This is a genomic window from Mycobacterium sp. E796 (genome assembly GCF_001672815.1).
In the GTDB taxonomy this organism is placed as follows: domain Bacteria; phylum Actinomycetota; class Actinomycetes; order Mycobacteriales; family Mycobacteriaceae; genus Mycobacterium.
Genome location: NZ_LZKK01000269.1, coordinates 1 through 23,557, shown reverse-complemented (window position 1 = coordinate 23,557; position 23,557 = coordinate 1). Strand labels below are relative to the sequence as shown.

General features: G+C 68.1%; 22 protein-coding genes and 1 tRNA gene. 14 read left to right on the top strand and 9 right to left on the bottom strand.

The features are described from left to right. Positions 1-154: 154 nt before the first annotated feature. Both A5706_RS21095 and A5706_RS21090 read right to left on the bottom strand, forming a co-directional pair. Positions 155-496, bottom strand: coding sequence for a DUF3817 domain-containing protein (locus tag A5706_RS21095; RefSeq protein WP_068134781.1), 342 nt, complete (start codon positions 494-496; stop codon positions 155-157). After that, positions 493-873, bottom strand: coding sequence for a hypothetical protein (locus A5706_RS21090; protein ID WP_068134785.1), 381 nt, complete (start codon positions 871-873; stop codon positions 493-495). Before A5706_RS21090 ends, A5706_RS21095 begins: the two co-directional genes overlap by 4 nt. A gap of 71 nt (positions 874-944) precedes the next feature. On the opposite strand from A5706_RS21090, the gene A5706_RS21085 reads away from it, so the two are divergent. The 3 genes from A5706_RS21085 to A5706_RS21075 all read left to right on the top strand — a co-directional run bounded on the left by A5706_RS21085 (position 945) and on the right by A5706_RS21075 (position 2,085). Then, a tRNA-Leu gene (locus A5706_RS21085) sits at positions 945-1,028 on the top strand. Positions 1,029-1,237: 209 nt separating this feature from the next. Next, positions 1,238-1,666 carry an FHA domain-containing protein gene (locus A5706_RS21080; RefSeq protein WP_068134777.1) on the top strand — a complete coding sequence of 143 codons (429 nt, stop codon included), beginning with the start codon at positions 1,238-1,240 and terminating at the stop codon, positions 1,664-1,666. 119 nt (positions 1,667-1,785) lie between these two features. Beyond that, positions 1,786-2,085 carry a hypothetical protein gene (locus A5706_RS21075; RefSeq protein ID WP_068134774.1) on the top strand — a complete coding sequence of 100 codons (300 nt, stop codon included), beginning with the start codon at positions 1,786-1,788 and terminating at the stop codon, positions 2,083-2,085. Here A5706_RS21075 and A5706_RS21070 read toward each other — a convergent pair whose 3' ends face one another. Further along, positions 2,086-2,985, bottom strand: a complete 900-nt coding sequence (locus tag A5706_RS21070) for an NAD(P)H-binding protein (protein WP_068134772.1) — start codon at positions 2,983-2,985, stop codon at positions 2,086-2,088. A 272-nt stretch (positions 2,986-3,257) separates the two neighbouring features. Here A5706_RS21070 and A5706_RS21065 point away from each other — a divergent pair, with 272 nt between their 5' ends. The 5 genes from A5706_RS21065 to A5706_RS21045 all read left to right on the top strand — a co-directional run bounded on the left by A5706_RS21065 (position 3,258) and on the right by A5706_RS21045 (position 11,282). Then, complete coding sequence (locus tag A5706_RS21065) at positions 3,258-4,385, top strand: ferredoxin reductase (RefSeq protein ID WP_068134769.1); 1,128 nt, start codon at positions 3,258-3,260, stop codon at positions 4,383-4,385. An 8-nt stretch (positions 4,386-4,393) separates the two neighbouring features. Continuing rightward, positions 4,394-5,626, top strand: a complete 1,233-nt coding sequence (locus tag A5706_RS21060) for a fatty acid desaturase (protein WP_068134766.1) — start codon at positions 4,394-4,396, stop codon at positions 5,624-5,626. A 195-nt stretch (positions 5,627-5,821) separates the two neighbouring features. Beyond that, positions 5,822-8,392, top strand: coding sequence for an ABC transporter ATP-binding protein/permease (locus tag A5706_RS21055; protein ID WP_068134764.1), 2,571 nt, complete (start codon positions 5,822-5,824; stop codon positions 8,390-8,392). Next, positions 8,389-10,137, top strand: a complete 1,749-nt coding sequence (locus tag A5706_RS21050; protein WP_068134784.1) for an ABC transporter ATP-binding protein — start codon at positions 8,389-8,391, stop codon at positions 10,135-10,137. The genes A5706_RS21055 and A5706_RS21050 overlap by 4 nt, the downstream gene beginning before the upstream one ends. Before the next feature lie 68 nt (positions 10,138-10,205). After that, complete coding sequence (locus A5706_RS21045) at positions 10,206-11,282, top strand: phosphotransferase family protein (protein ID WP_068134761.1); 1,077 nt, start codon at positions 10,206-10,208, stop codon at positions 11,280-11,282. Here A5706_RS21045 and A5706_RS21040 read toward each other — a convergent pair. Genes A5706_RS21040 through A5706_RS21030 form a run of 3 tightly spaced genes read right to left on the bottom strand, consistent with a single transcriptional unit; the run spans position 11,279 to position 13,743 of the window. Then, on the bottom strand, positions 11,279-11,704 hold the full coding sequence (locus A5706_RS21040) for a pyridoxamine 5'-phosphate oxidase family protein (RefSeq protein WP_068134758.1): 426 nt from the start codon (positions 11,702-11,704) through the stop codon (positions 11,279-11,281). The two genes, A5706_RS21045 and A5706_RS21040, sit on opposite strands and share 4 nt — an antisense overlap. Positions 11,705-11,752: 48 nt before the next feature. Continuing rightward, the gene (locus tag A5706_RS21035; protein ID WP_068134755.1) at positions 11,753-12,574 is read right to left on the bottom strand and encodes a mycofactocin-coupled SDR family oxidoreductase; all 822 of its coding nucleotides are present in this window, start codon (positions 12,572-12,574) and stop codon (positions 11,753-11,755) included. Continuing rightward, a complete protein-coding gene (locus A5706_RS21030) occupies positions 12,571-13,743 on the bottom strand; it encodes an acyl-CoA dehydrogenase family protein (protein ID WP_068134753.1) in 1,173 nt (390 codons plus the stop codon). The genes A5706_RS21035 and A5706_RS21030 overlap by 4 nt, the downstream gene beginning before the upstream one ends. A gap of 133 nt (positions 13,744-13,876) precedes the next feature. Here A5706_RS21030 and fabG point away from each other — a divergent pair, with 133 nt between their 5' ends. The 6 genes from fabG (at position 13,877) to A5706_RS21000 (ending at position 19,376) form a co-directional block, all read left to right on the top strand. Continuing rightward, the gene (gene fabG, locus A5706_RS21025; protein WP_197517912.1) at positions 13,877-14,617 is read left to right on the top strand and encodes a 3-oxoacyl-ACP reductase FabG; all 741 of its coding nucleotides are present in this window, start codon (positions 13,877-13,879) and stop codon (positions 14,615-14,617) included. 14 nt (positions 14,618-14,631) lie between these two features. Continuing rightward, positions 14,632-15,849 (top strand): acetyl-CoA C-acetyltransferase, encoded by a 1,218-nt coding sequence (locus A5706_RS21020; RefSeq protein WP_068134749.1) that lies wholly within the window; start codon positions 14,632-14,634, stop codon positions 15,847-15,849. Further along, positions 15,846-17,048: a CoA transferase gene (locus tag A5706_RS21015; RefSeq protein ID WP_068134745.1), complete on the top strand. Its 1,203-nt coding sequence runs from the start codon at positions 15,846-15,848 to the stop codon at positions 17,046-17,048. Before A5706_RS21020 ends, A5706_RS21015 begins: the two co-directional genes overlap by 4 nt. After that, positions 17,045-18,238, top strand: coding sequence for an acyl-CoA dehydrogenase family protein (locus A5706_RS21010; protein ID WP_068134742.1), 1,194 nt, complete (start codon positions 17,045-17,047; stop codon positions 18,236-18,238). The genes A5706_RS21015 and A5706_RS21010 overlap by 4 nt, the downstream gene beginning before the upstream one ends. Before the next feature lie 4 nt (positions 18,239-18,242). After that, positions 18,243-18,935 carry a GntR family transcriptional regulator gene (locus A5706_RS21005; protein ID WP_068134737.1) on the top strand — a complete coding sequence of 231 codons (693 nt, stop codon included), beginning with the start codon at positions 18,243-18,245 and terminating at the stop codon, positions 18,933-18,935. Between the two features lie 78 nt (positions 18,936-19,013). Beyond that, complete coding sequence (locus A5706_RS21000; protein ID WP_068134733.1) at positions 19,014-19,376, top strand: hypothetical protein; 363 nt, start codon at positions 19,014-19,016, stop codon at positions 19,374-19,376. Here the strand turns inward: A5706_RS21000 and A5706_RS20995 are convergent. The 3 genes from A5706_RS20995 to A5706_RS20985 form a co-directional block, all read right to left on the bottom strand. Next, positions 19,373-20,905: a class I adenylate-forming enzyme family protein gene (locus A5706_RS20995; protein ID WP_068134730.1), complete on the bottom strand. Its 1,533-nt coding sequence runs from the start codon at positions 20,903-20,905 to the stop codon at positions 19,373-19,375. The genes A5706_RS21000 and A5706_RS20995 overlap by 4 nt on opposite strands. Then, the gene (locus tag A5706_RS20990) at positions 20,898-22,439 is read right to left on the bottom strand and encodes a class I adenylate-forming enzyme family protein (RefSeq protein WP_068134728.1); all 1,542 of its coding nucleotides are present in this window, start codon (positions 22,437-22,439) and stop codon (positions 20,898-20,900) included. Before A5706_RS20990 ends, A5706_RS20995 begins: the two co-directional genes overlap by 8 nt. Further along, positions 22,429-23,557: AMP-binding protein (locus tag A5706_RS20985; protein ID WP_068134724.1), on the bottom strand; the 1,129-nt coding region annotated here is incomplete at its 5' end. The genes A5706_RS20985 and A5706_RS20990, both read right to left, overlap by 11 nt.

Below are 23,557 nucleotides of genomic sequence, written 5' to 3'. Positions count from 1 at the left end.
CGGGGCTACCGACACATCATCGTGAAAGCAACCCATTCAGAAACCACCGACCGACACACTGTCCACCAGTGAGCGACAGGCCCTCAACCGGAGTCGCTATGAGGCGGGCAGAAAGTGTGTCGCCGCCGGGAGAGATGAAAGTGGCAGATGTGACTCAAAGCCCGAAGCGCGCCTTGACGTCCTTCGTCTGGAAGTGCTCGACGATGATGCCGAGCAGCGGGATGGTCCCGGACAACAGCACGCCGATGGTCTTGCCGATCGGCCAGCGCACCTTGATCGCGAGGTTGAACGCCGCCAACACGTAGGCGAAATACACCCAGCCGTGTACCACTTCGATCCAGCGGATCTCGTGGTGGAACGCCAGGTGCGAGACGATCTCGTAGCACAGCGCGATGAGCCAGAGACCCGTCGTCCACGCCATTACCCGGTATGCGAGTAACGCGGTGCGGATCTTCTCGACGGGAAAGGCGGGCGCGGGTGTCTCGGGCGTGCTCATGCGGTGGTCCTGTTCTCCTTCTGGGCGTCTTTCTGGGCGAGCTCGGCGAGGTAGGCGTTGTACTCCCGCAGCGCGGGATCGTCGGTCGGTGGCGGTGCCGGCTTGGGCCGCTCGGGCAGCAGGCCCGCGGGGATCTCGGTCATCTCGGCGGTGTTGTGCGCTTGCGGCGGCTCCTCCTCGTAGCGCACGAACTTGCGGTAGGCGTAGACGCAGAACCAGGCGAACAGCGGCCACTGCAGCGCGTAGCCCAGGTTCTGAAATGTCCCCGAGACCGACTGAAACCTCGTCCACTGCCACCAGCCCAGGGCCAGGCAGCCACACGCCGCGACGATCACCAAAGCGATCAGCGCGGGCCTGCGACGACGGCTAGTGGACACCACTTGACCGTACCGCTCACGATTTCGACCCGACGAGTTCGTCGAAGCCACGCGGTACGATCGGCTCCGCCGCGGGCGTGGCGAAATTGGCAGACGCGATGGTTTTAGGTGCCATTGCTCGAAAGAGCTTGAGGGTTCGAGTCCCTCCGCCCGCACCGATGTTCACGCGCCAAATAACGGTTACTGGCTAGACGGGTTGGCTCAACTCCCTTAGCCGACCCAGGGCATAACACGCTCCCAATCTGGGTACCTCTTCTATCTAATTGGGCATCTGAGCGTGCCCGAGCATTTAGGTAAAAGGAGCCGCCCAAGTGGGCTGGCATCATGCAAACCAGGCCGGAGTGCCGGGCGGTGCGACCGGCACGTGAACCGCGACGACGACCGGAACCTCACTGAAGCAGCTGGCGAGACCACTGCGGACTTTGGCGACCAGTTCCTCGATGAATCTGATGACGGTTCGTCCGCTACCGTGGCGGAAACTGTCGAAGCATTGCCGAGCGGATCGGCACTGCTGGTCGTGAAGCGTGGCCCGAATGCAGGTTCTCGGTTCTTGCTCGATCAGCCAGTCACCTCGGCGGGACGCCATCCCGACAGCGAGATTCTGCTGGACGACATCACCGTGAGCCGTCGTCATGCCGAGTTTCGCCTCGCAGAGGACGGTAGCTGGACCGTCGCCGACGTCGGAAGCCTCAACGGCACATACGTTAACCGTCGGGCGGTGGACTCAGCGGTGCTGGCGAACAACGATCAAGTGCAGATCGGCAAATTCCGGCTCGTCTTCCTGACCGGATAAGTCGGAAGGGCGATGTCGATAATCCAGCCCGACACGGCATCGCGTCGGCGCCAAACGCCCCACGTTTCGTCGCCCACTTCGCGGGTAACCGCGTTGAACGGCAATTAGGAAGGCGCGTCATGGCCACCGCACAGGACCCACTCGAGCAAGCCATCGACCGCGCGGAAAGCCGGGCCGCCGCGGCTCGCGAACGGGCCGCCCTTGCAGGCCTGTCGGCGGCCCGCAGCTTCGAGGAGTCCGCGCTCCAGCACGAGCGAGTCGCGCAGGTGCAAGACGTGACCGTCGCACAAGGCGTGTCCGACTCGGAGCTGCACCGCAAATCCGCGTCCCGCCATCGCCAGGCGGCAGCCGAGGATCGAGAGCTGGCCCAGCTGAAGCGAAAAGAGTCCGAAGCCGACCTGGCCGTAGACGGCGACTGATCACCCGAACAGTTCGCGGTGCCGTTCGACGTAGTGCCGCACCGACTCCGCGGGACGGCCGATGAGGCGTTCGACATCATCGGTCGACCGGTTGTAGCGGTCCTCGCGGTGCAGTCGCGCCATGGTGGCGATGTGTTGCTCCACGTGCGGCGGCATCCCCAGTCCGCCGAGCTCGCGCAGCCACTCGTCGTCGGACGGCCGGACGGCGGTCACGGGCCGGCCCAGGGCCTCCGAATACTGCTCAGCAAGTTCCTCGACGGAAAGCGTTGCAGGGCCGGTCAATTCGTAGACCGCGCCAAGATGGTCCCGTGGTGCCTCCAGTACCGCGGTGATGACGTCGGCGACGTCACTGGAGGCGACGGGTGAGGTCCGCCCGCTTCCGAAGGGCAGCGACAGCTGGCCGGTTTCGCGGATCGAGCGGGCCGCCAACAGCCCGAAGAGCGGGTTTTCCAGCAGGACGGTCGGCCGGACGTGCACCGCCCGGACGCCCGACCAATTGATCACGCGCTCGGCGAGCCAATGCAGGCGTTGATGCTTGGATTCCGCCGTGCTGGTGGCGGTCATCTGCGAGACCGTCATCTGCGATATGTTGACCAACACTTCCAGGCCCCCGAGCTCCTCAGCCGCCGCGCACACCACCGTGGTGGCCTGCAGGTAATCCGGCGAGACGCTCATGTTGAAGAACATCCGGGTGACGCCCGACATCGCGGCGAAGACGTCGACCGGATTCGTTAGGTCCCCGGCGATCACCTCGGCGCCCTGCGCGCGCAGCGCGTCGTCGCGGTGCACCATGGCGCGAACCGACTCGCCCCGGCCGAGCAGCCTGGCCACCACCTGCGGGCTGATGCCCGCCACCCCGCCGCCGGCGCCCGTGATGAGGTAGGTCGGTGGCTCCGCCATGAAAACACCTTTGTTCCAACGGATTTGGAGCTGATCGTAACCCCGTGACGGGACTTACGCGCGTTCACAAATTGACCCTGTGTTCAATGGCGCGCAGATCCATGCGCGATACCTTGAATGCGCAGCTAGAACGCCATTTTCGAGGTACATCGGGACTCGGCCGCAAATCGGTTCAGCGAACACGTGTTTATCGAACGCGCCGGGCGGGAAGCCGATGGGGAGCGTGAGCCGACCGGCCCACGGAAACCTCGATCAGACCGCTGGGATGACTTATGGTTTCTCCGCTTCGCAGCCTCACTCGATGGAGCACGGCGCCCGCGAAGGGCGTCCAGACCGCCAGATCCTGGGTCAATGTGCCGCGCGGGCTGGCCGCCCGGGCGACCACCCCGCTACTGCCTGACGATTACCTCAAGCTGCTCAACCCGCTGTGGTCGGCGCGCGAGTTGCGCGGCCTCATCGTTGACGTTCGACCCGAGACCGCCGACTCGGCGACCGTCACGATCAAGCCCGGCTGGGGATTTTCGGGGCGGTACAAGCCCGGCCAGTATGTCGGCATCGGCCTGCGGATCGACGGCCGATGGCACTGGCGCTCCTATTCGTTGACGTCGATCCCGCGCCGCGACAACAAGAACATCACCATCACCGTCAAGGCCACCCCCGAGGGCTTTCTGTCGACGCACCTGGTCAATGGCGTCAAGCCGGGCACCATCGTGCGCCTGGCCTCACCCAAGGGAGACTTCGCGCTGCCCGACCCGGCGCCGGCCAAGATCCTGTTCATCACCGCCGGCAGTGGCATCACCCCGGTGATGGCCATGCTGCGCACGCTCAAGTCGCGCGGACAGCAGGCGGACATCGTGCACATCCACTCGGCGCCGAGCGCCGACGACGTGATCTTCCATGACGAGCTGCGCGAGCTGGAAAAGGCGCAGCCGGGATATCGACTTCACCTGCAGCTCACCAAAACTCAGGGTCACTTCGAATTCGGCGACCTCGCCGACATCGTGCCCGACTGGCAGGACCGCCCGGCCTGGGTGTGTGGCCCGAACTCCTTGTTGGACGCCGCCGAAGAGACGTGGAAAGGCGCTGGCTGCAGCGGTCAGCTGCACATGGAGCGCTTCACTATCGCCGCCACGGACAAGGGCGGCGAAGGCGGAACGGTCACCTTCGCCATCTCCGACAAGACGGTCGAAATCGACGGCGCCACATCGATTATGGAGGCCGGCGAACGGGTGGGCATCCAAATGCCGTTCGGGTGCCGGATGGGCATCTGCCAGACGTGTGTGTTGCCACTGGAGGCCGGGCACGTGCGCGACTTTCGGTCGGGGACCGAACACGGCGCGGGCGACCGCATTCAAACCTGCATCTCCACGGCATCCGGAGACTGCACCATCAAGATCTAGGGGGACTCATGGCAATCACCGACATCAAGGAATACGCGCACCTGACCGCCGAGGACGTCGAACAGCTCGCGCAGGAACTGGACGCCATCCGCGCCGACATCGAGGAGTCCCGCGGTGAGCGCGACGCCCGATACATTCGCCGGTCAATTCAGTTGCAGCGGGTCTTGGCCGCCGGCGGTCGAATCGTGTTGTTCGCCAGCCACAACAAGCTCGCCTGGCTCAGCGGCACCGCCATGCTCGCCATGGCCAAAATCATCGAGAACATGGAGTTGGGCCACAACATCATCCACGGCCAGTGGGATTGGATGAACGATCCGGAGATCCACTCGACGGAGTGGGAGTGGGACACCACCTGCCCGAGCGTCCAGTGGAAGCATTCCCACAACTTCGTCCACCACAAGTACACGAACGTCGTCGGCCTCGACGCCGACGTCGGCTACGGCATCATGCGCGTCACCCGCGACGAGCCCTGGGAACCCTGGATGCTCGGCAACCCGATCTACAACATGCTGCTGGGCACGTTCTTCCAGTACGGCGTCGCATTGCACCACATCGAGACCGCGAAGCTGCGCAAGAAGGAGAAGAGCTGGGCCGAGGCGGCCAAGGATCTGCGGGTGATCATGAAGAAGCTCGTCCGGCAGGAGGGCAAGGACTATCTCATCTTTCCCGCGCTGACCGGGCGCAACTGGAAGCGCACCATCAAGGCCAACATGACCGCCAACCTGATCCGCAATATCTGGGCCTACATGGTCATCTTCTGTGGCCACTTCCCCGACGGCGCGGAGAAATTCACCGTCGACGAGTTCGAGAACGAAACCCAGGGCGAGTGGTACCTGCGCCAGATGCTGGGATCTGCGAACTTCAACGCCGGCCCGCTGATGGCCTTCATTAGTGGAAACCTGTGCTACCAAATCGAGCACCACCTGTTTCCCGACCTGCCCAGCAACCGCTATGCGGAGATCGCCGTGCGGGTGCGTGAGCTGTGCGACAAATACGACCTGCCGTACACCACGGGATCCCTTGGCCGCCAATATCTGCAAACGTTCTGGACGATCCTCAAGCTCGCCCTGCCCGACAAACTTCTGCAGGCGACGCCCGACGACGCACGCGAGACGCGCTCGGAGCTGAAGTTCCGCGTCCGCGAGGGACTGCGGGAAAGCTTCGTCGATCCGCAGACGGGGAAACGGCGCGGCCTGCGCACCGCCCTGCGCGAGTTGCGGGGGTCGGGGCAGGCGGCGTAGCCGGACCTCGACCCAGGCTACGGGGCCCGGGCGGGCGACGTAGCCGGCACCCCCCAGGTTGACCTTTGGTAAGGCAACCCTTAGTTTGTGGTTACTTACCTACTCGGAGGGTCGCTGAATGCAGTCGGTTGCGTCTTGTCGGGGCGGCCGGCCGCCGCTGATCGCTGAGACAGAGGTTGTCGGGGCGGACCGCTGATGGCGCGCGGATTCCAGGGAGTGATGCTGCGCACCTTCGGTGCCCGCGACCACACCGCGACGGTCATCGAAACCGTCCGCATCGCACCGCATTTCGTGCGGGTGCGAATGCAATCACCGACGCTGTTCGACGAGGTCGAGGCCGAACCCGCGGCGTGGCTGCGGTTCTGGTTCCCGGACCCCGACGGATCGAGCACCGAGTTCCAGCGCGCGTACACGATCTCGGAGGCGGACGTCGCCGCCGGCCGCTTCGCCGTCGACGTCGTCCTGCACGAGCCGGCGGGACCGGCGTCGTCGTGGGCGCGAACCGTGCAACCCGGCGCGACGATCGCGGTCATGTCGTTGATGGGCTCGTCGCGCTTCGACGCGCCCGACGAGCAGCCGGCCGGCTACCTGCTGATCGGCGACTCGGCATCCATCCCGGGGATCAACGGAATCGTCGGAACCGTCCCCGACGGTGTCCCGATCGAGGTGTACCTCGAGCAGCACGACGACAATGACACGCTGATCCCGCTCGCGAAACACCCCCGGCTGCGGGTGCATTGGGTGGCTCGCCATGACGAGAAGTCGCTGGCCGCGGCGATCGAGAGCCGGGACTGGTCGAACTGGTACGCGTGGGCCACGCCCGAGGCGACGACGCTCAAGCACGTCCGCACGCGGTTGCGCGACGAGTTCGGATTTCCCAAGTCCGAGGTTCACGCCCAGGCCTACTGGAGTGCCGGGCGGGCCATGGGCACCACCCGCGGCGACCAACCGGAAACCGCAGAAACCCCAGTGCCCCAACCGGAACCGTCGATACCTTCGCCGGCACCCCGTGGCAGCTGGCGCGCCCAGGGCGCGGGTCGGTTGCTCGCGCCGCTGCGATCGGCGCTCATCCTCTCCGGCGTGCTGCAGGCGGTGATCACGCTGGTGCAGCTGGCGCCGTTCGTTCTCCTGGTCGAGTTGGCGCGGCTGCTGGTGTCCGGCGCCGGCGAGCAGCGGCTGTGGACGCTGGGCGTCGCGGCGGTTTCGCTGCTGGGACTCGGCACCGTGCTGGGGGCCGCGCTCACGCTGTGGCTGCACGTCCTCGACGCGCGCTTCGCCGGCGAGTTGCGCTCGCGGCTGATGACCAAGTTGTCCCGGCTGCCGCTGGGCTGGTTCACGACGCGCGGATCGGGTTCGATCAAGCAGCTGGTGCAGGACGACACGCTGGCGCTGCACTATCTGGTCACCCACGCCATCCCGGACGCGGTCGCCGCCGTCGTCGCGCCGGTGGCGGTGCTCATCTATCTGTTCGTCGTCGATTGGCGGGTGGCGTTGGTGCTGTTCGTGCCCGTCCTGGTCTATCTGGTGCTGACGTCGTCGATCACGATTCAGTCCGGCCCACGCATTCCCCAGTCGCAGCGCTGGGCGGAGCGGATGAGCGGGGAGGCCGGCGCGTATCTCGAGGGGCAGCCGGTGATTCGCGTCTTCGGCGGCGCCGCGGCCTCGAGCTTCCGGCGCCGCCTCGACGAGTACGTCGCGTTCCTGGCGGCCTGGCAGCGTCCCCTGGCCGGCAAGAAGACGCTGATGGATCTGGCCACCCGTCCCTCGACGTTCCTGTGGCTCATCGCGGCGGCCGGCACCCTGCTCATCGCGGGCGGGCGGATGGATCCGGTCGACCTGTTGCCGTTCCTGTTGCTGGGCACCACCTTCGGGGCGCGCCTGCTCGGCATCGCCTACGGGCTCGGTGGCATCCGCGCCGGGATGCTGGCGGCCCGGCGGCTGCAGAACGCGTTCGACGAGCCCGAACTCGAGGTGCGACGGCTGGGTGGGCCTCACGGCGACCCACCGGCGACCGTGGTGTTCGATCGCGTCGGCTTCGGCTATCGCCCCGGCGTTCCGGTGATCCGGGACGTGTCGCTGACGCTGCGCCCCGGCACCGTGACCGCGCTGGTCGGCCCGTCGGGTTCGGGGAAGTCGACGCTGGCCGCGCTGCTGGCCCGATTCCACGACGTCGAGCAGGGTGCGATACGCATTGGGGGACAGGATATTCGGTCGCTGAGCGCCGATGAGCTCTACGCGCGCGTCGGCTTCGTGCTGCAGGAAACCCAGCTCGTGCACGGCACGGTCGCGCAGAACATCGCGCTGGCCGTCCCCGACGCCACCGCCGCGCAGATCGAGGCCGCGGCGCGCGAGGCCCAAATCCACGACCGCATCATGCGACTGCCGCAGGGCTACGACACGATGCTGGGCGCGGGCAGCGGGCTGTCGGGCGGGGAACGTCAACGGCTGACAATTGCTCGTGCCATCCTCGCCGACACCCCGGTGCTGATCCTCGACGAGGCCACGGCGTTCGCTGACCCGGAATCGGAATACCTTGTGCAGCAAGCGCTTAACCGGCTCACCCGGGAGCGGACGGTGCTGGTGATCGCCCACCGGCTGCACACCATCACCCGCGCCGACCAGATCGTCGTTCTCGATGAGGGCCGGATCGCCGAACGCGGCACCCATGACGAGCTGCTCGCCGCGGACGGACGCTATCGCCGGCTGTGGGACACGGGCCACGGCAGCGCGGTGCCGGCGGCCGCGGCCGGGGAGTCGGTGCGATGATCCGCACCTGGATCGCCCTGGTTCCCAAAGAGCGCCGCGCCAAGGTGTTTTCGTACGCCGCGCTCGCCCTGATCTCCGTCGCGGTGCGGGCGGTGGCCACGGCGCTGCTGGTCCCACTGGTGGGCGCGCTGTTCGGCGGCGAGCCGCGCCGCGCGCTGGTGTGGCTGGGCTGGCTCACCGCCGCGACCGTGGCCGGCTGGGTGATCGACACCGCGACCGCGCGCATCGGCCTGGATCTTGGCTTCGCCGTGCTCGACCACAGCCAGCACGACGTGGCGGACCGGCTTCCGGAAGTGCGGCTGGACTGGTTCACCGCCGAAAACACCGCGACCGCGCGGCAGGCCATCGCGGCGACGGGCCCGGAACTCGTGGGCCTGGTGGTCAACCTGCTGACGCCGCTCGTCACGGCGATCCTGCTGCCGGCGGCCATCGCGCTGGCGCTGCTGCCGGTGTCCTGGCAGCTGGGCCTGGCCGCGCTGGGCGGCGTGCCGCTGCTGCTGGGCGCGTTGTGGGGCTCCACGCGGCTGGCGCGCCGCGCCGACGCCGCGGCCGCCGCGGCCAACACCGCGCTCACCGAACGGATCATCGAGTTCGCGCGAACCCAGCAGGCGTTGCGGGCCGCGCGGCGCGCCGAGCCCGCCCGAAGCCTGGTCGGCGAGGCGCTGGCCGCCCAGCGCGGGGCGACGATGCGGCTGCTGGCCATGCAGGTTCCGGGTCAGCTGCTGTTCAGCATCGCCAGCCAGTTGGCCCTCATCCTGCTCGCGGCCACAACGACGGCACTGGCGCTGAGCGGGACCCTCAGCGTGCCGGAGGCCGTCGCGCTGATCGTCGTGATCGCCCGCTACCTCGAGCCGTTCACCACCCTCAGCGAGCTGGCCCCCGCGCTCGAGGGCACCCGCGCCACCCTGGACCGCATCCGGTCCGTGCTCACCGCGCCCGTCATGCAGGCCGGAGCCGCCACGCTGCCCGGGCTCGCCCCGGCCCCGCAAATCGAGTTCGACGACGTCAGTTTCGGCTATGACGGGGCGAGCGCGCCGGCCCTCGACGGGCTCAGCTTCTCGCTGCGGCCGGGCACCACGACGGCGATCGTCGGCCCGTCCGGATCGGGCAAGAGCACCATCCTGGCGCTGATCGCCGGCCTGCACGAGCCGACCCGGGGCCGCGTGCTCATCGACGGTGTCGACGCGGCGACGCTGGACGCCGAGACCCGGCGCGCGACCAGCAGCGTCGTGTTCCAACATCCGTACCTGTTCCACGGCACGATCCGCGAGAACGTCCTCGCCGGAAACCCGGCCGCCGGAGACGAGCAGTTCGCGCGCGCCGTCGCCCTGGCGCGCGTCGACGAACTCACCGGCCGGCTGCCCGACGGCGCGGACACGGTCGTGGGCGAGGCCGGGTCGGCGCTCTCCGGCGGCGAGCGGCAACGTGTGAGCATCGCGCGTGCCCTGCTCAAGGACGCGCCGTTGCTCCTGGTCGACGAGGCGACCAGCGCCCTGGACACCGAAAACGAGGCCGCGGTGGTCGACGCGCTCAGCGCCGATCGGGGTTCGCGCACGCGGGTGATCGTCGCGCACCGCCTGGCGAGCATTCGCCACGCCGACCGGGTCCTCTTCGTCGACAACGGCCAAATAATCGAGGACGGCACGGTCGACGAACTGCTTTGCGCGGGAGGACGTTTCGAGGAATTCTGGCGCCAGCAGCGCGAGGCCGCGGAGTGGCACATCGCGGTCGATCACGGCGGTTGACCGCGGCTCTTGCCGTATGCCTTACAGTTGATCGGTCAATTGACCGTCGGAGCGCTGGAGGCCTGCTCATGGATGCGGTGGTGTCGATCCCCCGGTACCCCGGCGACGTGACCCCGGAGTGGCTGTCGGGCGTGCTCAGCGAACGGCGCGCGCCCGTCGCGGTGTCGGGCGTCGATGTGGTTGCCATCGGCACCGGCCAGACCGGCGCCACCTACCGGGTCACGGCCAGCTACGCGACGGATCCCGGTGACCTGCCGCAGACCTTCGTCATCAAGCTGCCCGCCCAGGACGACACCGTGCGCGACCGAGTCGTCATCGGATATCGCAGCGAGTGCGCGTTTTACTCATCCGTGGCCGATCGCGTGCAGGTGCCGACGCCGGAGTGTTTCTATTGCGAGATCACCGAGGACGCAATGGGTTTCGCTCTGCTGCTGGCCGATCAGGCGCCGGCGGTGCAGGGCGACCAGCTTGCGGGCTGCGGCGAAGCCGAAGCGCGCCTTGCGGTGACCGCCCTGGCCGGCCTGCACGCCCCCACTTGGTGCGATCCGGTCTGGCTGGACTTCGAAGGCATCGCATTCGGGCGACCGGACGGAGCCGGTGCCAACGGCATGGGCGAGGTGGCCAAGATGAGCGCCGACATCACGCTCGAGAAGCTGGGCGATCGGATGAGCGCCGAAGACCGGGACACCTTCACGGCGGCAATGGGTTTGGTGGCCCCGTGGCTGCTGGCCGAATATGACCGGTTCGCCTTGCTGCACGGCGACTATCGGCTGGACAACATGCTGTTCGACCCCGACCGGACCCGGGTCAGCGTGGTCGACTGGCAAACGCTCGGCGTCGGCCTGCCGGCCAGAGATCTCGCCTACTTCACCGCGACCAGCCTGGATCCCCAACTGCGCGCCGGCCTCGAGGAAGGCCTCGTCGCCGACTATCACCGAGCGCTGACGACTTCCGGGGTCACCGGCTACGACCGCGAAACGTGCTGGCGCGACTACCGGCTCGGCGTGCTGCAGGCACCGCTGATCTCCGCGCTGGGATTCGCGTTCGCCGCCGCAACCGAGCGCGGCGACGACATGGTGCTCGCGATGCTGACCCGCGGCTGCCGGGCGATCCGCGAGTTGGAGACGCTTGAGCTGCTCGGCTAGAGGTCGCCGGTGAAATCAGCGGACAGCCACCGGTCCGGGCGGATGGTGTACAGCACCTCCTCGACGCCCTCCATGCTGGCGAGGAATGCGCGCGCGCCCTCCTCGCCGAGGTACCGGATCGCGATGGCTTCCTGCACGTCGGCCGGAGCCGGCTTGGTGGTGTCGACGACGGTGCCCTCCACCACCACATACTGGTACGGCAACTCCTCGCGCTGCACCACCAGCGTCACCGCGCCCGCGCGCTCGATCAGCCGCGCCTTGCGGGTCGACGCGCCCGTCATGATCCGGATGTCGCCCCCGGGCGTGTAGTCGTACCAGATCGGGACGCTGGCCGGCGGCCGGCCGTCGGCGGCGACGGACAGGACGCCAACGTGGGTATCGGCGAGGAACTCCTGGCGTTCGGTTTCGCTGAAGGCTTTCATGCCGCCTAGCAACGCCGATCCGTGTTGGCTATTCCCCGCGAGGGCCGATCAGTATTGCGTCGAACCCTGGTCGACCGGGATCTGCGCGGCGGTGATGTTGCGCGATTCGTCGCTGGCCAGCCAGCAGACGGCGTCGGCGACGTCTTCGGGCTCGGCCGCCCAGGCGGGCAGGAAGGGCGTGAGCATGTTGGCGAGCTGCGGGTTGGTTTCCATGGCCTTGGCCATCGCCGCGATCATGTCGCCGGATCCCATCGGGGTGTTCACCGGACCCGGGTGCACGCTGTTGACCCGGATCGAATGCTTGCCCAACTCGGCGGCGAACGCGCGCGCCATCCCGGCGACCGCGTGCTTGCTGGTGGTGTAGTGCACCATGAACGGCTGCAACTTCATGCCGGCGGCGGAACTGATCAGGATGATCGAGCCGCCGCGGCCCCCTTCGATGATCTTGTCGGCGCCCGCCATCACGGTGTTCCAGGTGCCGGTCACGTTGATCTCCATGACGTCGCGGAACGATTCGGGGGTGATGTCGTTCCACGCCTGCGGCGCCGAGATGCCGGCATTGGCGACGATGATGTCGAGGCGCCCGAAGGCGGCAACACCGTCCTCGACGACCCGGCGGAGTTCGTCGAAGTCGCGAACGTCGGTGGGGGTGGCCAAGATTCGACGGTCCTCTTGTTCGACCAGGCGGACGGTTTCGGCGAGGTCGTCGGGAGTGGCGGAATCGTAGGGCACGCAGGACGGGAGCTTGCCGGCGATGTCGACGGCGATGATGTGGGCGCCCTCCCGGGCCATGCGAACGGCGTGGGCCCGGCCCTGGCCGCGCGCCGCCCCGGTGATGAGGGCCACCCGCCCCGCCAACCTGCCGCTCACCGCTGCGCCGCCTTGACGAGGTTCGAACCGATGATCAGGCGCTGGATCTCGCTGGTGCCCTCATAGAGCCGCAACAGGCGCACGTCGCGGTAGATGCGCTCGACGGGAACGCCGTGCATGTAGCCGCTGCCGCCGTGCACCTGCACCGCGAGATCGGCTACCTTTCCGGCCATTTCGGTGCAGAACAGCTTGGCCGCCGACGGCGCGATCCGGCGGTCTTCGTTGTTGACCCACAGCCGCGCGGCCTCGCGGACCAGCGCGCGCCCGGCCAGCACGCCGGCCTGCTGGTCGGCGAGCATCGCCTGCACCAGCTGAAAGTTCCCGATCGGCGTCCCGCCCTGCGTCGCCGTGGCCGCATACGCCACGGATTCATCGAGCGCGCGTTGTGCTGCGCCCACCGCGATTGCCGCGATGTGCACGCGGCCGCGCGCCAACGACGTCATCGCGGCCCGGTAGCCGATGTCCTCGCTGCCCCCGATCAGCGCGTCGCCGCCGACGCGGACGTCGCCGAAGCTGACGTCGGCGGTCCAGGCTCCCTCCTGGCCCATCTTCGCGTCCTTGGCGCCCACCTGGACGCCGGCCGCGTCCGCGGGAACCAGGAACACGGCGATCCCCGGTCCCCGGTCGTCGGCCGGTCTGGTGCGCGCGAACACCACGAACAGGTCGGCGACGGGCGCGTTGGTGATGAAGCGCTTGTCACCGGAGATCACCCACTCGTCACCGTCGCGAACGGCCTTGGTCCGCAGGCCGGCCGGGTTGGAGCCGGCGCCGGGCTCGGTCAGCGCGAAGGAGGCGACGACGTCACCGGAGGCCATCGACTCCAGCCAGCGGCGCTTCTGTTCGTCGGTGCCGAAGCCGACCAGAACCTGTCCGGCGATGCCGTTGTTGGTGCCGAACATCGACCGCACCGCGAGCGAGGTGTAGCCCAATTCCATTGCCAGCTCGACGTCTTGGACGAGGTTCAGGCCCAGGCCGCCCCAACGCTGGGGGATCGCATACCCGAACAGGCCCATCTTCTTGGCGTGGTCGCGCAGGTCGTCCGGCACCCGGTCGTCGGTCAGGATTTCCTGCTCGCGCGGGACGACGGCGCTGCGGACGAAGTGCCGGGTCTGGGCGAGGATCTCCCGGAAGTCCTCGTCGGGCACTTCCTGAACTTCGGCAGTCGTCATAGGCGGGCGCTCCTCTTTCGAAGTTTGTCGCTTTGCCGCGGCGCACCCGGCGCCGAGCGTGATCCTATATGAAATATGATATTCGACCGACGGGTACCCACGGCGGGGCCAAAGCGAGGGAGGCAGGATTCACGTGTCGTTGCTGGACGGTCAGACTGCAGTCGTCACAGGTGGTGCGCAAGGGCTGGGCTTCGCGATTGCGGAGAGATTCGTCGCCGAGGGCGCGCGGGTCGTGCTCGGGGACGTCAACCTCGAGGCCACCCAGGCCGCGGCCGACAAACTCGGTGGCGACCAGGTGGCGCTGGCCGTCCGCTGTGATGTGACCCGGGCGCCCGAGGTCGAGGCGCTGATTCAGACCGCCGTCGAGCGCTTCGGCGGCCTGGACATCATGGTCAACAACGCCGGCATCACCCGCGACGCGACGATGCGCAAGATGACCGAAGAGCAGTTCGATCAGGTCATCGACGTGCACCTGAAGGGGACGTGGAACGGCATCCGGCTGGCGGCGGCGATCATGCGGGAAAACAAGCGCGGCGCCATCGTGAACATGTCGTCGGTGTCGGGCAAGGTCGGCATGATCGGCCAGACCAACTATTCGGCGGCCAAGGCCGGGATCGTCGGCATGACCAAAGCCGCGGCCAAAGAGCTTGCCTACTTGGGGGTTCGGGTCAACGCGATCGCTCCCGGCCTGATTCGCTCGGCCATGACGGAGGCTATGCCGCAACGCATTTGGGACGAGAAGGTGGCCGAGATCCCGATGGGCCGCGCCGGCGAGCCCAGCGAGGTCGCGACCGTCGCGTTGTTCCTGGCCTCCGATCTGTCCTCCTACATGACCGGCACCGTGATGGAAGTCACGGGCGGCCGGCACATCTGAGCGGAGCAACGACCATGCGTCAGACCGTCATTTGTGAGCCCGTGCGCACGCCCATCGGCCGCTACGGCGGAATGTTCAAGTCGCTGACCGCCGTCGACCTGGGCGTGGCCGCCCTCAAAGGGCTACTCGAGCGGACCGGAATCGCCCCCGACTCCGTGCAGGACGTCATTCTCGGGCACTGCTATCCCAGCAGCGAAGCCCCGGCGATCGGGCGGGTCGTGGCGCTGGATTCCGGCCTGCCCGTGACGGTTCCGGGGATGCAGGTCGACCGGCGCTGCGGGTCGGGACTGCAGGCGGTGATCCAGGCGTGTCTGCAAGTGGGCAACGGCGACCACGATCTCGTTATCGCCGGCGGCTGCGAAAGCATGAGCAACGTGGCCTTCTACTCGACCGACATGCGTTGGGGCGGCGCCCGCGGCGGGATCCGGGTGCACGACGGGCTGGCGCGGGGACGCACCACCGCCGGTGGCCGGCACTACCCGGTGCCGGGCGGGATGCTGGAAACCGCCGAGAACCTGCGCCGCCAGTACGGCATTTCGCGCCAGGAGCAAGACGAGCTCGCGGTGCGCTCGCACCAGCGCGCGGTTGCCGCACAGAAGGACGGCGTCATGGCCGAGGAGATCATTCCGGTCTCCGTCCGCACGCGCCACGGTGAGGAACTGATCGACACCGACGAGCATCCGCGCGCCGACACCTCGGTGGAGTCGTTGAGCAAGCTCAAACCCGTTCTGCTGGGCGAGGATCCGGAGGCCACCGTGACGGCCGGCAACGCCAGCGGGCAGAACGACGCGGCGTCGATGTGTGTCGTGACCACGCCGGAGAAGGCGGCCGAATGCGGCCTGACGCCGTTGGTCCGTCTGGTGTCGTGGGGATCGGCGGGCGTGGCGCCCAACATCATGGGCATCGGCCCGGTGCCGGCCACCGAGGTCGCCCTCGCCAAGGCGGGCCTGCGGCTGTCCGACATCGACGTCATCGAGCTCAACGAGGCGTTTGCCGCGCAGGCGCTTGCGGTGATGCGCGAATGGAATTTCGGCGCCGCCGACCACGACCGGACCAACGTGCACGGGTCGGGAATCTCGCTGGGCCACCCCGTCGGCGCGACCGGAGGCCGGATGCTGGCGACCCTGGCGCGCGAACTGGGCCGCCGCCAGGCACGCTACGGGTTGGAGACCATGTGCATCGGCGGGGGCCAGGGCCTGGCCGCGGTCTTCGAGCGGGTCGCCCCGTCGTGAACGCTCCGCTGAGCGGCCTCACCATCGTTGAGGTGTCCAGTTTCGTCGCCGCACCGCTGTGCGGGATGACGCTCGGCCAGCTTGGCGCGCAGGTGATCCGCGTCGACCCGATCGGCGGCGCCTCCGACGTCCAGCGCTGGCCACTGGCCGCCGACGGCACGTCGATCTACTGGACCGGCCTGAACAAGGGAAAGCGTTCGGCCACCATCGATCTGCGCTCGGCCGAGGGCCAGGAGCTGGTCCAGCGGCTGATCGTCGAGGGCGACGGCATCGTGGTCACCAACGCCGCCGGGCTGTCCTGGCTCGGCCACGATGTGTTGGCCGCCAAGCGTTCCGACGTCATCCACGTCCAGCTGCTCGGACGCGGCGACGGGTCCACCGCGGTGGACTACACCGTCAACGCGGGCATCGGGTACCCGCTCGTCACGGGCCCGGCCGAGCACGCCGGCCCGATCAACCACGTACTGCCGGCCTGGGACGTGTGCTGCGGCCTGTACGCCGCGCTGGCCGTCGTCACCGCCGTTCGGCGCCGCGACAACAGTGGGGCGGGCGCGCGCATCAGCCTGGCGCTGGAGGACGTCGCGCTGGCCACGGCCGGCAACCTCGGGCTGCTCACCGAACCACAGGTCAACGGGACACAGCGCCAACGGCTCGGCAACGCGATCTACGGCCAGTACGGGCAGGACTTCACCACCCGCGACGGGGTCGGCTTCATGCTGGTTACCTTGACGCGCAGGCACTTTCGCGACCTCGTGGAGGTGACCGGCACGGCTGCCGCGGTGTCGGCGCTCGAGGAGGCGCTGGGCGTGGACTTCGGCTCGGAGGGCGACCGCTATCGCTACCGCGACGCCCTCTCCGGGCTGTTCGGCACATGGTTCGCCGACCACACGGCCGACGAGGTCGCCGCCGCGCTGTCGGGGACCACGGTGCTGTTCGAGCGGTACCGCACCTTCGCCGAGGCCGCCGCCGACGCCAAGGTGACGGCCAACCCGCTGTTTTCCCGGCTGCACCAACCGGGCGTCGGGGAGTACCTCGCCCCCGGCCTGCCGGCCGCGTTCGACGGCACCCATCCCTCGAGCGCGGCGGCTCCGGCGCTGGGACAAGACACCGCCGACGTGCTCGCTGAGCGTTTGGGGTTGACGACCGCGGACATCGCGCGCCTGACGTGCGCCAAAACGATAGGGACGGAAAGCGCATGACCAAGCTCGCCCAAACCCTCGGCCTCACCGAGTTCCAGACCGAAATCATCGCCACGGTCCGCCAATTCGTCGAGAAGGAAGTCATTCCCAACGCGCCGCAGCTCGAGCGCGACGATGCCTACCCCCAGGCCATCGTCGATCAGATGCGCGAGATGGGCCTGTTCGGGCTGATGATTCCCGAGGAATACGGCGGGCTGGGGGAGTCGCTGCTGACCTATGCGCTGTGCGTCGAGGAACTTGCCCGTGGCTGGATGAGCGTGTCGGGGGTGCTCAACACGCACTTCATCGTGGCCTACATGCTGCGCCAGCACGGTACCGACGCCCAGAAGCAACGGTTCCTGCCGCGCATGGCGACCGGCGAGTCGCGCGGCGCGTTTTCGATGTCGGAACCCGAGCTCGGCTCCGACGTCGCCGCGATCCGCACCCGGGCCCAGCGCGACGCGGCCGGCGACTACATCATCAACGGCCAGAAGATGTGGCTTACCAACGGGGGCAGCTCGACCCTGATCGCAGTGTTGGTGCGCACCGACGAAGGCGCGGACAAGCCGCACCGCAACCTCACCGCGTTCCTCGTCGAAAAGCCAACGGGCTTCGGCGAGGTCGTGCCCGGCCTGGTGATACCCGGCAAGATCGACAAGCTGGGCTACAAGGGCATCGACACCACCGAGCTCATCTTCGACGGCTACCGGGCAAGCGCCGACGACATCCTCGGCGGGACCCCCGGGCAGGGCTTCTTCCAGATGATGGACGGCATCGAAGTCGGCCGGGTCAACGTGTCGGCGCGCGCATGTGGCATTGGCCTTCGCGCCTTCGAACTCGCGGTGCGCTACGCCCAGCAGCGACACACCTTCGGCAAGCCGATCGCCGAACACCAGGCCATCGCCTTCCAGCTGGCCGAGATGGCAACCAAAGTCGAAGCCGCGCACCTGATGATGGTCAACGCGGCCAGGCTGAAGGATTCCGGCGAGCGCAACGACGTCGCCGCGGGCATGGCCAAATACCTTGCCAGCGAATACTGTTCGGAAGTCACCCAGCAGAGCTTCCGGATCCACGGCGGCTACGGCTATTCCAAGGAATACGAGATCGAGCGGCTGATGCGCGACGCCCCGTTCCTCCTCATCGGCGAGGGAACCAGCGAGATCCAAAAATCCATCATCAGCAAGCGGCTACTCGCCGAGTATCAGGTGTGACGCGATGACCACCCCGGAATTCGGTGCGCGGCCACAACTTTCCGACGTCGTCGCGCGCTTCGTGCGCAGAAGGATCTTCGACGGCACCTACGCGAGCGGAACGTATGTGCGCCTCGATCAGTTGGCCGCCGAGCTGGGGATCAGCGTCACGCCGGTGCGCGAGGCGCTGTTCGCGCTCCGCGCGGAAGGGTTGGTCGCCCAGCAGCCGCACCGCGGCTTTGTGGTGTTACCGGTGACCAGGCGCGACGTCACCGACGTCGCCAACGTGCAGGGCTACGTCGGCGGGGAGCTGGCTGCCCGGGCCGCGGCCAACATCACCGACGAGCAGCTGGGCGAACTCAAGCAGATACAGGCCGAGCTCGAAGAGGCCTACGCCGGTGACGACACCGAGCGGACCGTGCGCCTCAACCACGAGTTTCACCGCGCCATCAACGTTGCCGCGGATTCGCCGAAGCTCGCCCAGTTGATGTCGCAGATCACCCGCTACGCACCGGAATCGGTGTTCCCCGCCATCGAGGGGTGGTCAGAGCAGTCGATCAAGGATCATCGCCGGATCTTGTCCGCCCTGAAAAAGCATGACCAGGAGCTCGCGCGGGCGGCGATGTCGGAACATCTTGCCGCGGGCGCCGTCCCGCTCATCGATCACCTCACCGCGCGGGGGGTCGTGGCGAATGGGAGTCACCCGGCACCTGGGTGAGCCGGGACAGCTGTTGTTGCCGACCCACGCCTGGCCTAGGCTGCCACGAAGGGGGCAAACAATACAGAGCGAGGAACAATGCCCCGAACGCATCGCGCAGCGGCCGTATTCGTCGCATGTGTGGCCGCGATTCCGCTCGCGGCGCCCGCCGTCGCCGACCCGATGGATCCGATCCCCGGCAACGGTGTCTTTGTCGTGGGGCCCGACATCGCGCCCGGCCTTTACCGAACGGCCGGTTCGGCCTCGGCCTTCGGGGTCTGGATAAACAACGTGCCGACCCAGGACTCGATGTGCGCGTGGTTCACCTACGGCACCCCCGATGCGAACAAGGACCACGTGCTCCAGACGAACATGTCCGTCGGCCCGATGTTCGCGAACATCAACACCTCGGTCAAGGCCTTCGAGTCGCAGAACTGCCAGCCCTGGACGCGGGTTCCCTAGCGCACATTCGCCTCGATCAACATCTCCCGCAACCGGCGAACGTCGACCTTGCCGGTGCCCCCGCGCGGGATCTCTCCGTCGGACCCCAGTAACAGCCACACCGTCGGAACCTTGAACGCGCTCAACAGCTTTCGCGCCGACGCGCGCAGCTGCTCGGCCGTCAGCGGGCGCGCGCACACCACCGCGGCGCCGACCCGTTCGCCCGCGTCGCCGGCCACGTTGATGACGTAGGCAGTCTGGACGCCGTCGATCGCTCGCAGCGCCCGCTCCACCTCGCTGGGATAGACGGTCGCCCCGCTGACCTTGAACATGTCGTCGGACCGGCCGTGGTAGAACAGGAACCCGTCCTCGTCGAAGCGGCCGAGGTCACCGGTGGGGTAGAAGCCGTCGCGGCTGAACAGCTCCTCTCGGCTGCGACGGCAGATGCCGCGCAACGTGTGTGGCCCCCGGATCTGGATCTCCCCAACGGATCCCGCTGCAACCGGCTCACCGCTGTTCGTGTCGACGATGCGGACCTCCATGCCGGGGAATGGCTTGCCGCAGCTGCCCCAGGCCGAGGGCGGCATGTCGGTGTCGGCCGGGTAACCGCAATAGGGACCGAACGCCTCCGTCATGCCGAACAGCGTCGCCCGCGCGCCGCGTTGGGCCCGCCGCTCGGGCGGCAGCAGGGCTTCCAGGCTGCCGGCACGCAGCGCCGACAGGTCGGCACCGACCCGGTCGGCGTGCCGCGCCAGCGCCTCGGCCTGATCGGGCCACCCGCGAAACAGAGTGACCCGTTCGGATTCCAGCAGCCGCAGGGTGGTTTGGGGCCGCGGTATTTCCTCGGTCACCAGGGTCGCGCCGGCCAGCAGCGTGGACAGGATGCCGCTGCCGAATCCGCCCACCCAGAAGAACGGCATCGGAAGATACAGCCGGGTGTCGGACGTGACGCAGCGCGCCGCCAAGCCCGACCGCACGGCGGACAACGCGTTGCCGTGGGAGTGGATGACGCCCTTGGGTGTTCCGCTGCTGCCCGAGGTGAACATGATGACCATCGGGTCGGCGGCGGCGACCGTCTCGGTCATCGCGCCGACGATCCGGCGGGCGGGCTCGCTCGAAGCGGCGTGGTCGAGCCGGTCGGCCGGCCAAACCTGGCGCAGGGCGGGAAGTTCCAGTCGCGGCACCGCCTCGATGTCATCGAGGTACCGGTGGCCACGGAACTCTTCCACGCTCACCAGGAATTGAACCGACGCGGCCCGCAGCTGCGCGACCAGTTCGCCGGGCCGTAGCAGGGTGCTGAGCGGGACCAGCACGGCGCCGAGGCGCGTCAGGGCGATCGCCACCTGCACCCAACGGACGCTGTTCGGCATGATCAGCCCGACGCGGGTGCCCTTGCCGACGCCGGCGTCGACGAATACCGCGGCGAGATCGTTTGTGGTGGAGTCGAGTTCCCGGTAGCTCAGCCGCGCCGTCGGGTCGATCACCGCCGGCTTGGCGCCGTGCCGTGCGGCGCGAGACCGCACCAGTTGGTCGATGGTGCGCTCAGGCATCGAACAGCTTCCGCAACCGTTGGGTGTCGACCTTTCCGCTCGACAGCCGCGGAATATCGTTGCGCGGCAGGGCGATGAACCGCTTCGGGATCTTGTACGCTGACAATTCCGTCTTGAGCCGCTCCCGCAGCGCGGCTTCGTCGAGACCCGGACGGGCGACGACGGCGGCGACGAGTTCTCCCCGTCGTTTGTCCGGAATGCCCACGACGTGAGCCTCGGCGCCGGTGACCTTGGCGATCGCCGCCTCAACCTCGGCCGCCGAGACGTTGGCCCCCGCCGTCTTGATCATCGCGCCGAGCCGGCCGGCGAAATAGAAAAAACCGTCGGCGTCGACGCGCACCAAATCGCCCGTGTGGAACCACCCGTCGGCGTCGAAGCACTCCTCGCGGCTGCGCTTGTAATACCCCTGCATCACGTAGGGCCCGCGGATGCACAGCTCCCCGATGCCCGAGGCATCCGGTTCGATGATCTTGGTGTCGAATCCGGGCGCCGGCTTGCCAAAGGATCCGCGGCGGTGTTCGGGTTGGTCGGATTCGTCTCCACTGATCAACACCACGCTGCCGGCCTCGGTCAGGCCCAGCATGTTGTGCCGCAGTTCCGGGTCGGCCGGCCGGGCCTCGGGCGCCATGATCGGATACAGGTTGCCCCGGCGCATCGACGACAGGTCACGCCCGGGAAAACTCGAATGATCCGCGATGTGCCCGATCCCAGCGATGAAACCATTGCTGACGGTGGGCCTTTCGGCCTCGAGCAGGTCGAGGGTCGCGCCCGGGTCGGTGGCATTCGAGCACACCAGGGTGGACCCGGCGACCAGCGTGGCGAGCAGGCCGAACGCGAACCCGCCGATCCAGAAGAACGGCGAGTTGCAAAACAGCCGGTCCGCCACGGTCAGGCCGCGGATTTCGTTGAGGTTCCGCTGGTGGGCGAGCAGGCCGGCGTGCGTGTGCACCACGCCCTTCGGGGAGCTGGTGGAGCCCGACGTGTACACGATGGCCAGCGGATCGCAGCCGTCGACGTCGTCCTCCATCGCCGCGAGCAGTCCGGGTGCGACGGTGCGGGCTATCCGGTACGCATGGTCGGAATTGACGATGACGTGACGCAATTGCGGCGCGGCGCCGGCGAACAGCCGCTCATCGGTGACCGGCTCGGGGCGCGACAGCGCCTCGGCCAGCCGTTGCGCGTAGTCGTGGGAGCGAAAAGAGCCGGCGGACAGCAAGATCTCGGTGTCGCTGTCGACGAGCTGCTCGCGCAGCTCGCGAGCGGTGGCGAACGTGGAGAACGGGATCACGACCGCGCCGATTCGCGCGGCCGCAAGCATTCCGACGACGAATTCGATGCCGTTCGGGTAGAGCAGCCCCACGTGGGTGCCCTTGCCCGCCCCCAGCGCGATCAGCCCGCGGGCGAGCTCCGCCGAGCGCCGCTCTGCCTCCGCGTAGCCGATGCGGTCGCCGTCGCACACGAGAAGCGTGTGCTCCGCGCGGGACTGGGCCTGTTGCCGCAGGACTTCGGCGACCGTGGGGGAATCACCGGGCATGGTCGCGATGGGCGGCGGCGTCGCTGAAGTACAGCCTGATCTGACTGAGATCGGCCTTGCCCGAAGGCGTTCGCGGGATCGTGTCGACGATCGCGATCTCGGTGGGGATTTCATAGCGCGCCAGCCGCGTTCGCAGATACTGCACCAGCGTGTCGGAGTCGGCGGACGCGGGCTGGCGCAGTTGCACCATCGCGACGGGCGTCTCCCCGAGGCGTTCGTCGGACTGCGCGACCACGGCGGCGCCCGCCACCGCGGGATGGTCTTCCAGCGCGGCGCGTACGTCGTCGGGCATCACCTTGAACCCGCCGCGGATGATCGCCTGGTCGGCCCGCCCGACGATCCAGACGAAGCCGTCCGCGTCGATGCGGGCCAGATCGGTGGTTCGCATCCATTTCGCCGATGGGCCCAGTTGCCCGGGCTTGACCTCCAGCAGGCCGACCCGGTCGGGCCCGAGCGGTGCGCCCTCGTCGTCGACCACCCGCAGGTGTGCGCCCGGGTTGGCTCGTCCGACGCTGCCGCGCTTGGCTTGCCAGTGCTTTTCGTAGTCGGCGAGGGTCCAGCCGGCGACACCGCCGCCGAATTCCGTTGCCGCATAGGAGGTGAGGACCGGGATGCCGTACTTCTCGGTGAAGGCGTCGGCGTCATCGGCCGACAGCGGGGCGGTGCCGCAGGTGACGGCGCGAATGCTCTCCAGGTCGGCGCGCGTCAGGTCGGAGTGCAGCACCGTCCGCAGCGCGGCCGGCACCAGCGACACCGTGCGGGGCCGGTGGGTGCGCACCGCCTCGGCCCACGCCTGCAGCTCGAAGCGTTCCAGCAGCACAAAGGGTCTGGCCTCGGCGATGCACTGCAGCACCCGGAACACCCCGCCGATGTGCACCAGCGGCGAGTTGACGATCGCGACACCGCGGCGCAGCTGCGTTGGCGCCGGGGCGGCTTCCGGGTCGGGGCCCATCACGCTGCGCGCCAGCATGTCGTAGCTGAGGTCAATTCGCTTGGGCGGCCCCGTCGTCCCGCTCGTCAGCATCCGCACCGCCACGCCGGGCTGGGCGGCGGAACGGTGGTTACCATCAACCCCGGCCGCGGTGACGACCGCACCAGAGCCGACATCGCCGCCCTGC

What these genes read in the sequence shown, in the direction of transcription:
- A5706_RS21095 (WP_068134781.1), bottom strand. Translation starts at nt 496, where the DNA reads ATGAGCACGCCCGAGACACCCGCGCCCGCCTTTCCCGTCGAGAAGATC.
- A5706_RS21075 (WP_068134774.1), top strand. Translation starts at nt 1,786, where the DNA reads ATGGCCACCGCACAGGACCCACTCGAGCAAGCCATCGACCGCGCGGAA.
- A5706_RS21070 (WP_068134772.1), bottom strand. Translation starts at nt 2,985, where the DNA reads ATGGCGGAGCCACCGACCTACCTCATCACGGGCGCCGGCGGCGGGGTG.
- A5706_RS21065 (WP_068134769.1), top strand. Translation starts at nt 3,258, where the DNA reads ATGGTTTCTCCGCTTCGCAGCCTCACTCGATGGAGCACGGCGCCCGCG.
- A5706_RS21060 (WP_068134766.1), top strand. Translation starts at nt 4,394, where the DNA reads ATGGCAATCACCGACATCAAGGAATACGCGCACCTGACCGCCGAGGAC.
- A5706_RS21055 (WP_068134764.1), top strand. Translation starts at nt 5,822, where the DNA reads ATGGCGCGCGGATTCCAGGGAGTGATGCTGCGCACCTTCGGTGCCCGC.
- A5706_RS21050 (WP_068134784.1), top strand. Translation starts at nt 8,389, where the DNA reads ATGATCCGCACCTGGATCGCCCTGGTTCCCAAAGAGCGCCGCGCCAAG.
- A5706_RS21045 (WP_068134761.1), top strand. Translation starts at nt 10,206, where the DNA reads ATGGATGCGGTGGTGTCGATCCCCCGGTACCCCGGCGACGTGACCCCG.
- A5706_RS21040 (WP_068134758.1), bottom strand. Translation starts at nt 11,704, where the DNA reads ATGAAAGCCTTCAGCGAAACCGAACGCCAGGAGTTCCTCGCCGATACC.
- A5706_RS21030 (WP_068134753.1), bottom strand. Translation starts at nt 13,743, where the DNA reads ATGACGACTGCCGAAGTTCAGGAAGTGCCCGACGAGGACTTCCGGGAG.
- A5706_RS21020 (WP_068134749.1), top strand. Translation starts at nt 14,632, where the DNA reads ATGCGTCAGACCGTCATTTGTGAGCCCGTGCGCACGCCCATCGGCCGC.
- A5706_RS21010 (WP_068134742.1), top strand. Translation starts at nt 17,045, where the DNA reads ATGACCAAGCTCGCCCAAACCCTCGGCCTCACCGAGTTCCAGACCGAA.
- A5706_RS21005 (WP_068134737.1), top strand. Translation starts at nt 18,243, where the DNA reads ATGACCACCCCGGAATTCGGTGCGCGGCCACAACTTTCCGACGTCGTC.
- A5706_RS21000 (WP_068134733.1), top strand. Translation starts at nt 19,014, where the DNA reads ATGCCCCGAACGCATCGCGCAGCGGCCGTATTCGTCGCATGTGTGGCC.
- A5706_RS20995 (WP_068134730.1), bottom strand. Translation starts at nt 20,905, where the DNA reads ATGCCTGAGCGCACCATCGACCAACTGGTGCGGTCTCGCGCCGCACGG.
- A5706_RS20990 (WP_068134728.1), bottom strand. Translation starts at nt 22,439, where the DNA reads ATGCCCGGTGATTCCCCCACGGTCGCCGAAGTCCTGCGGCAACAGGCC.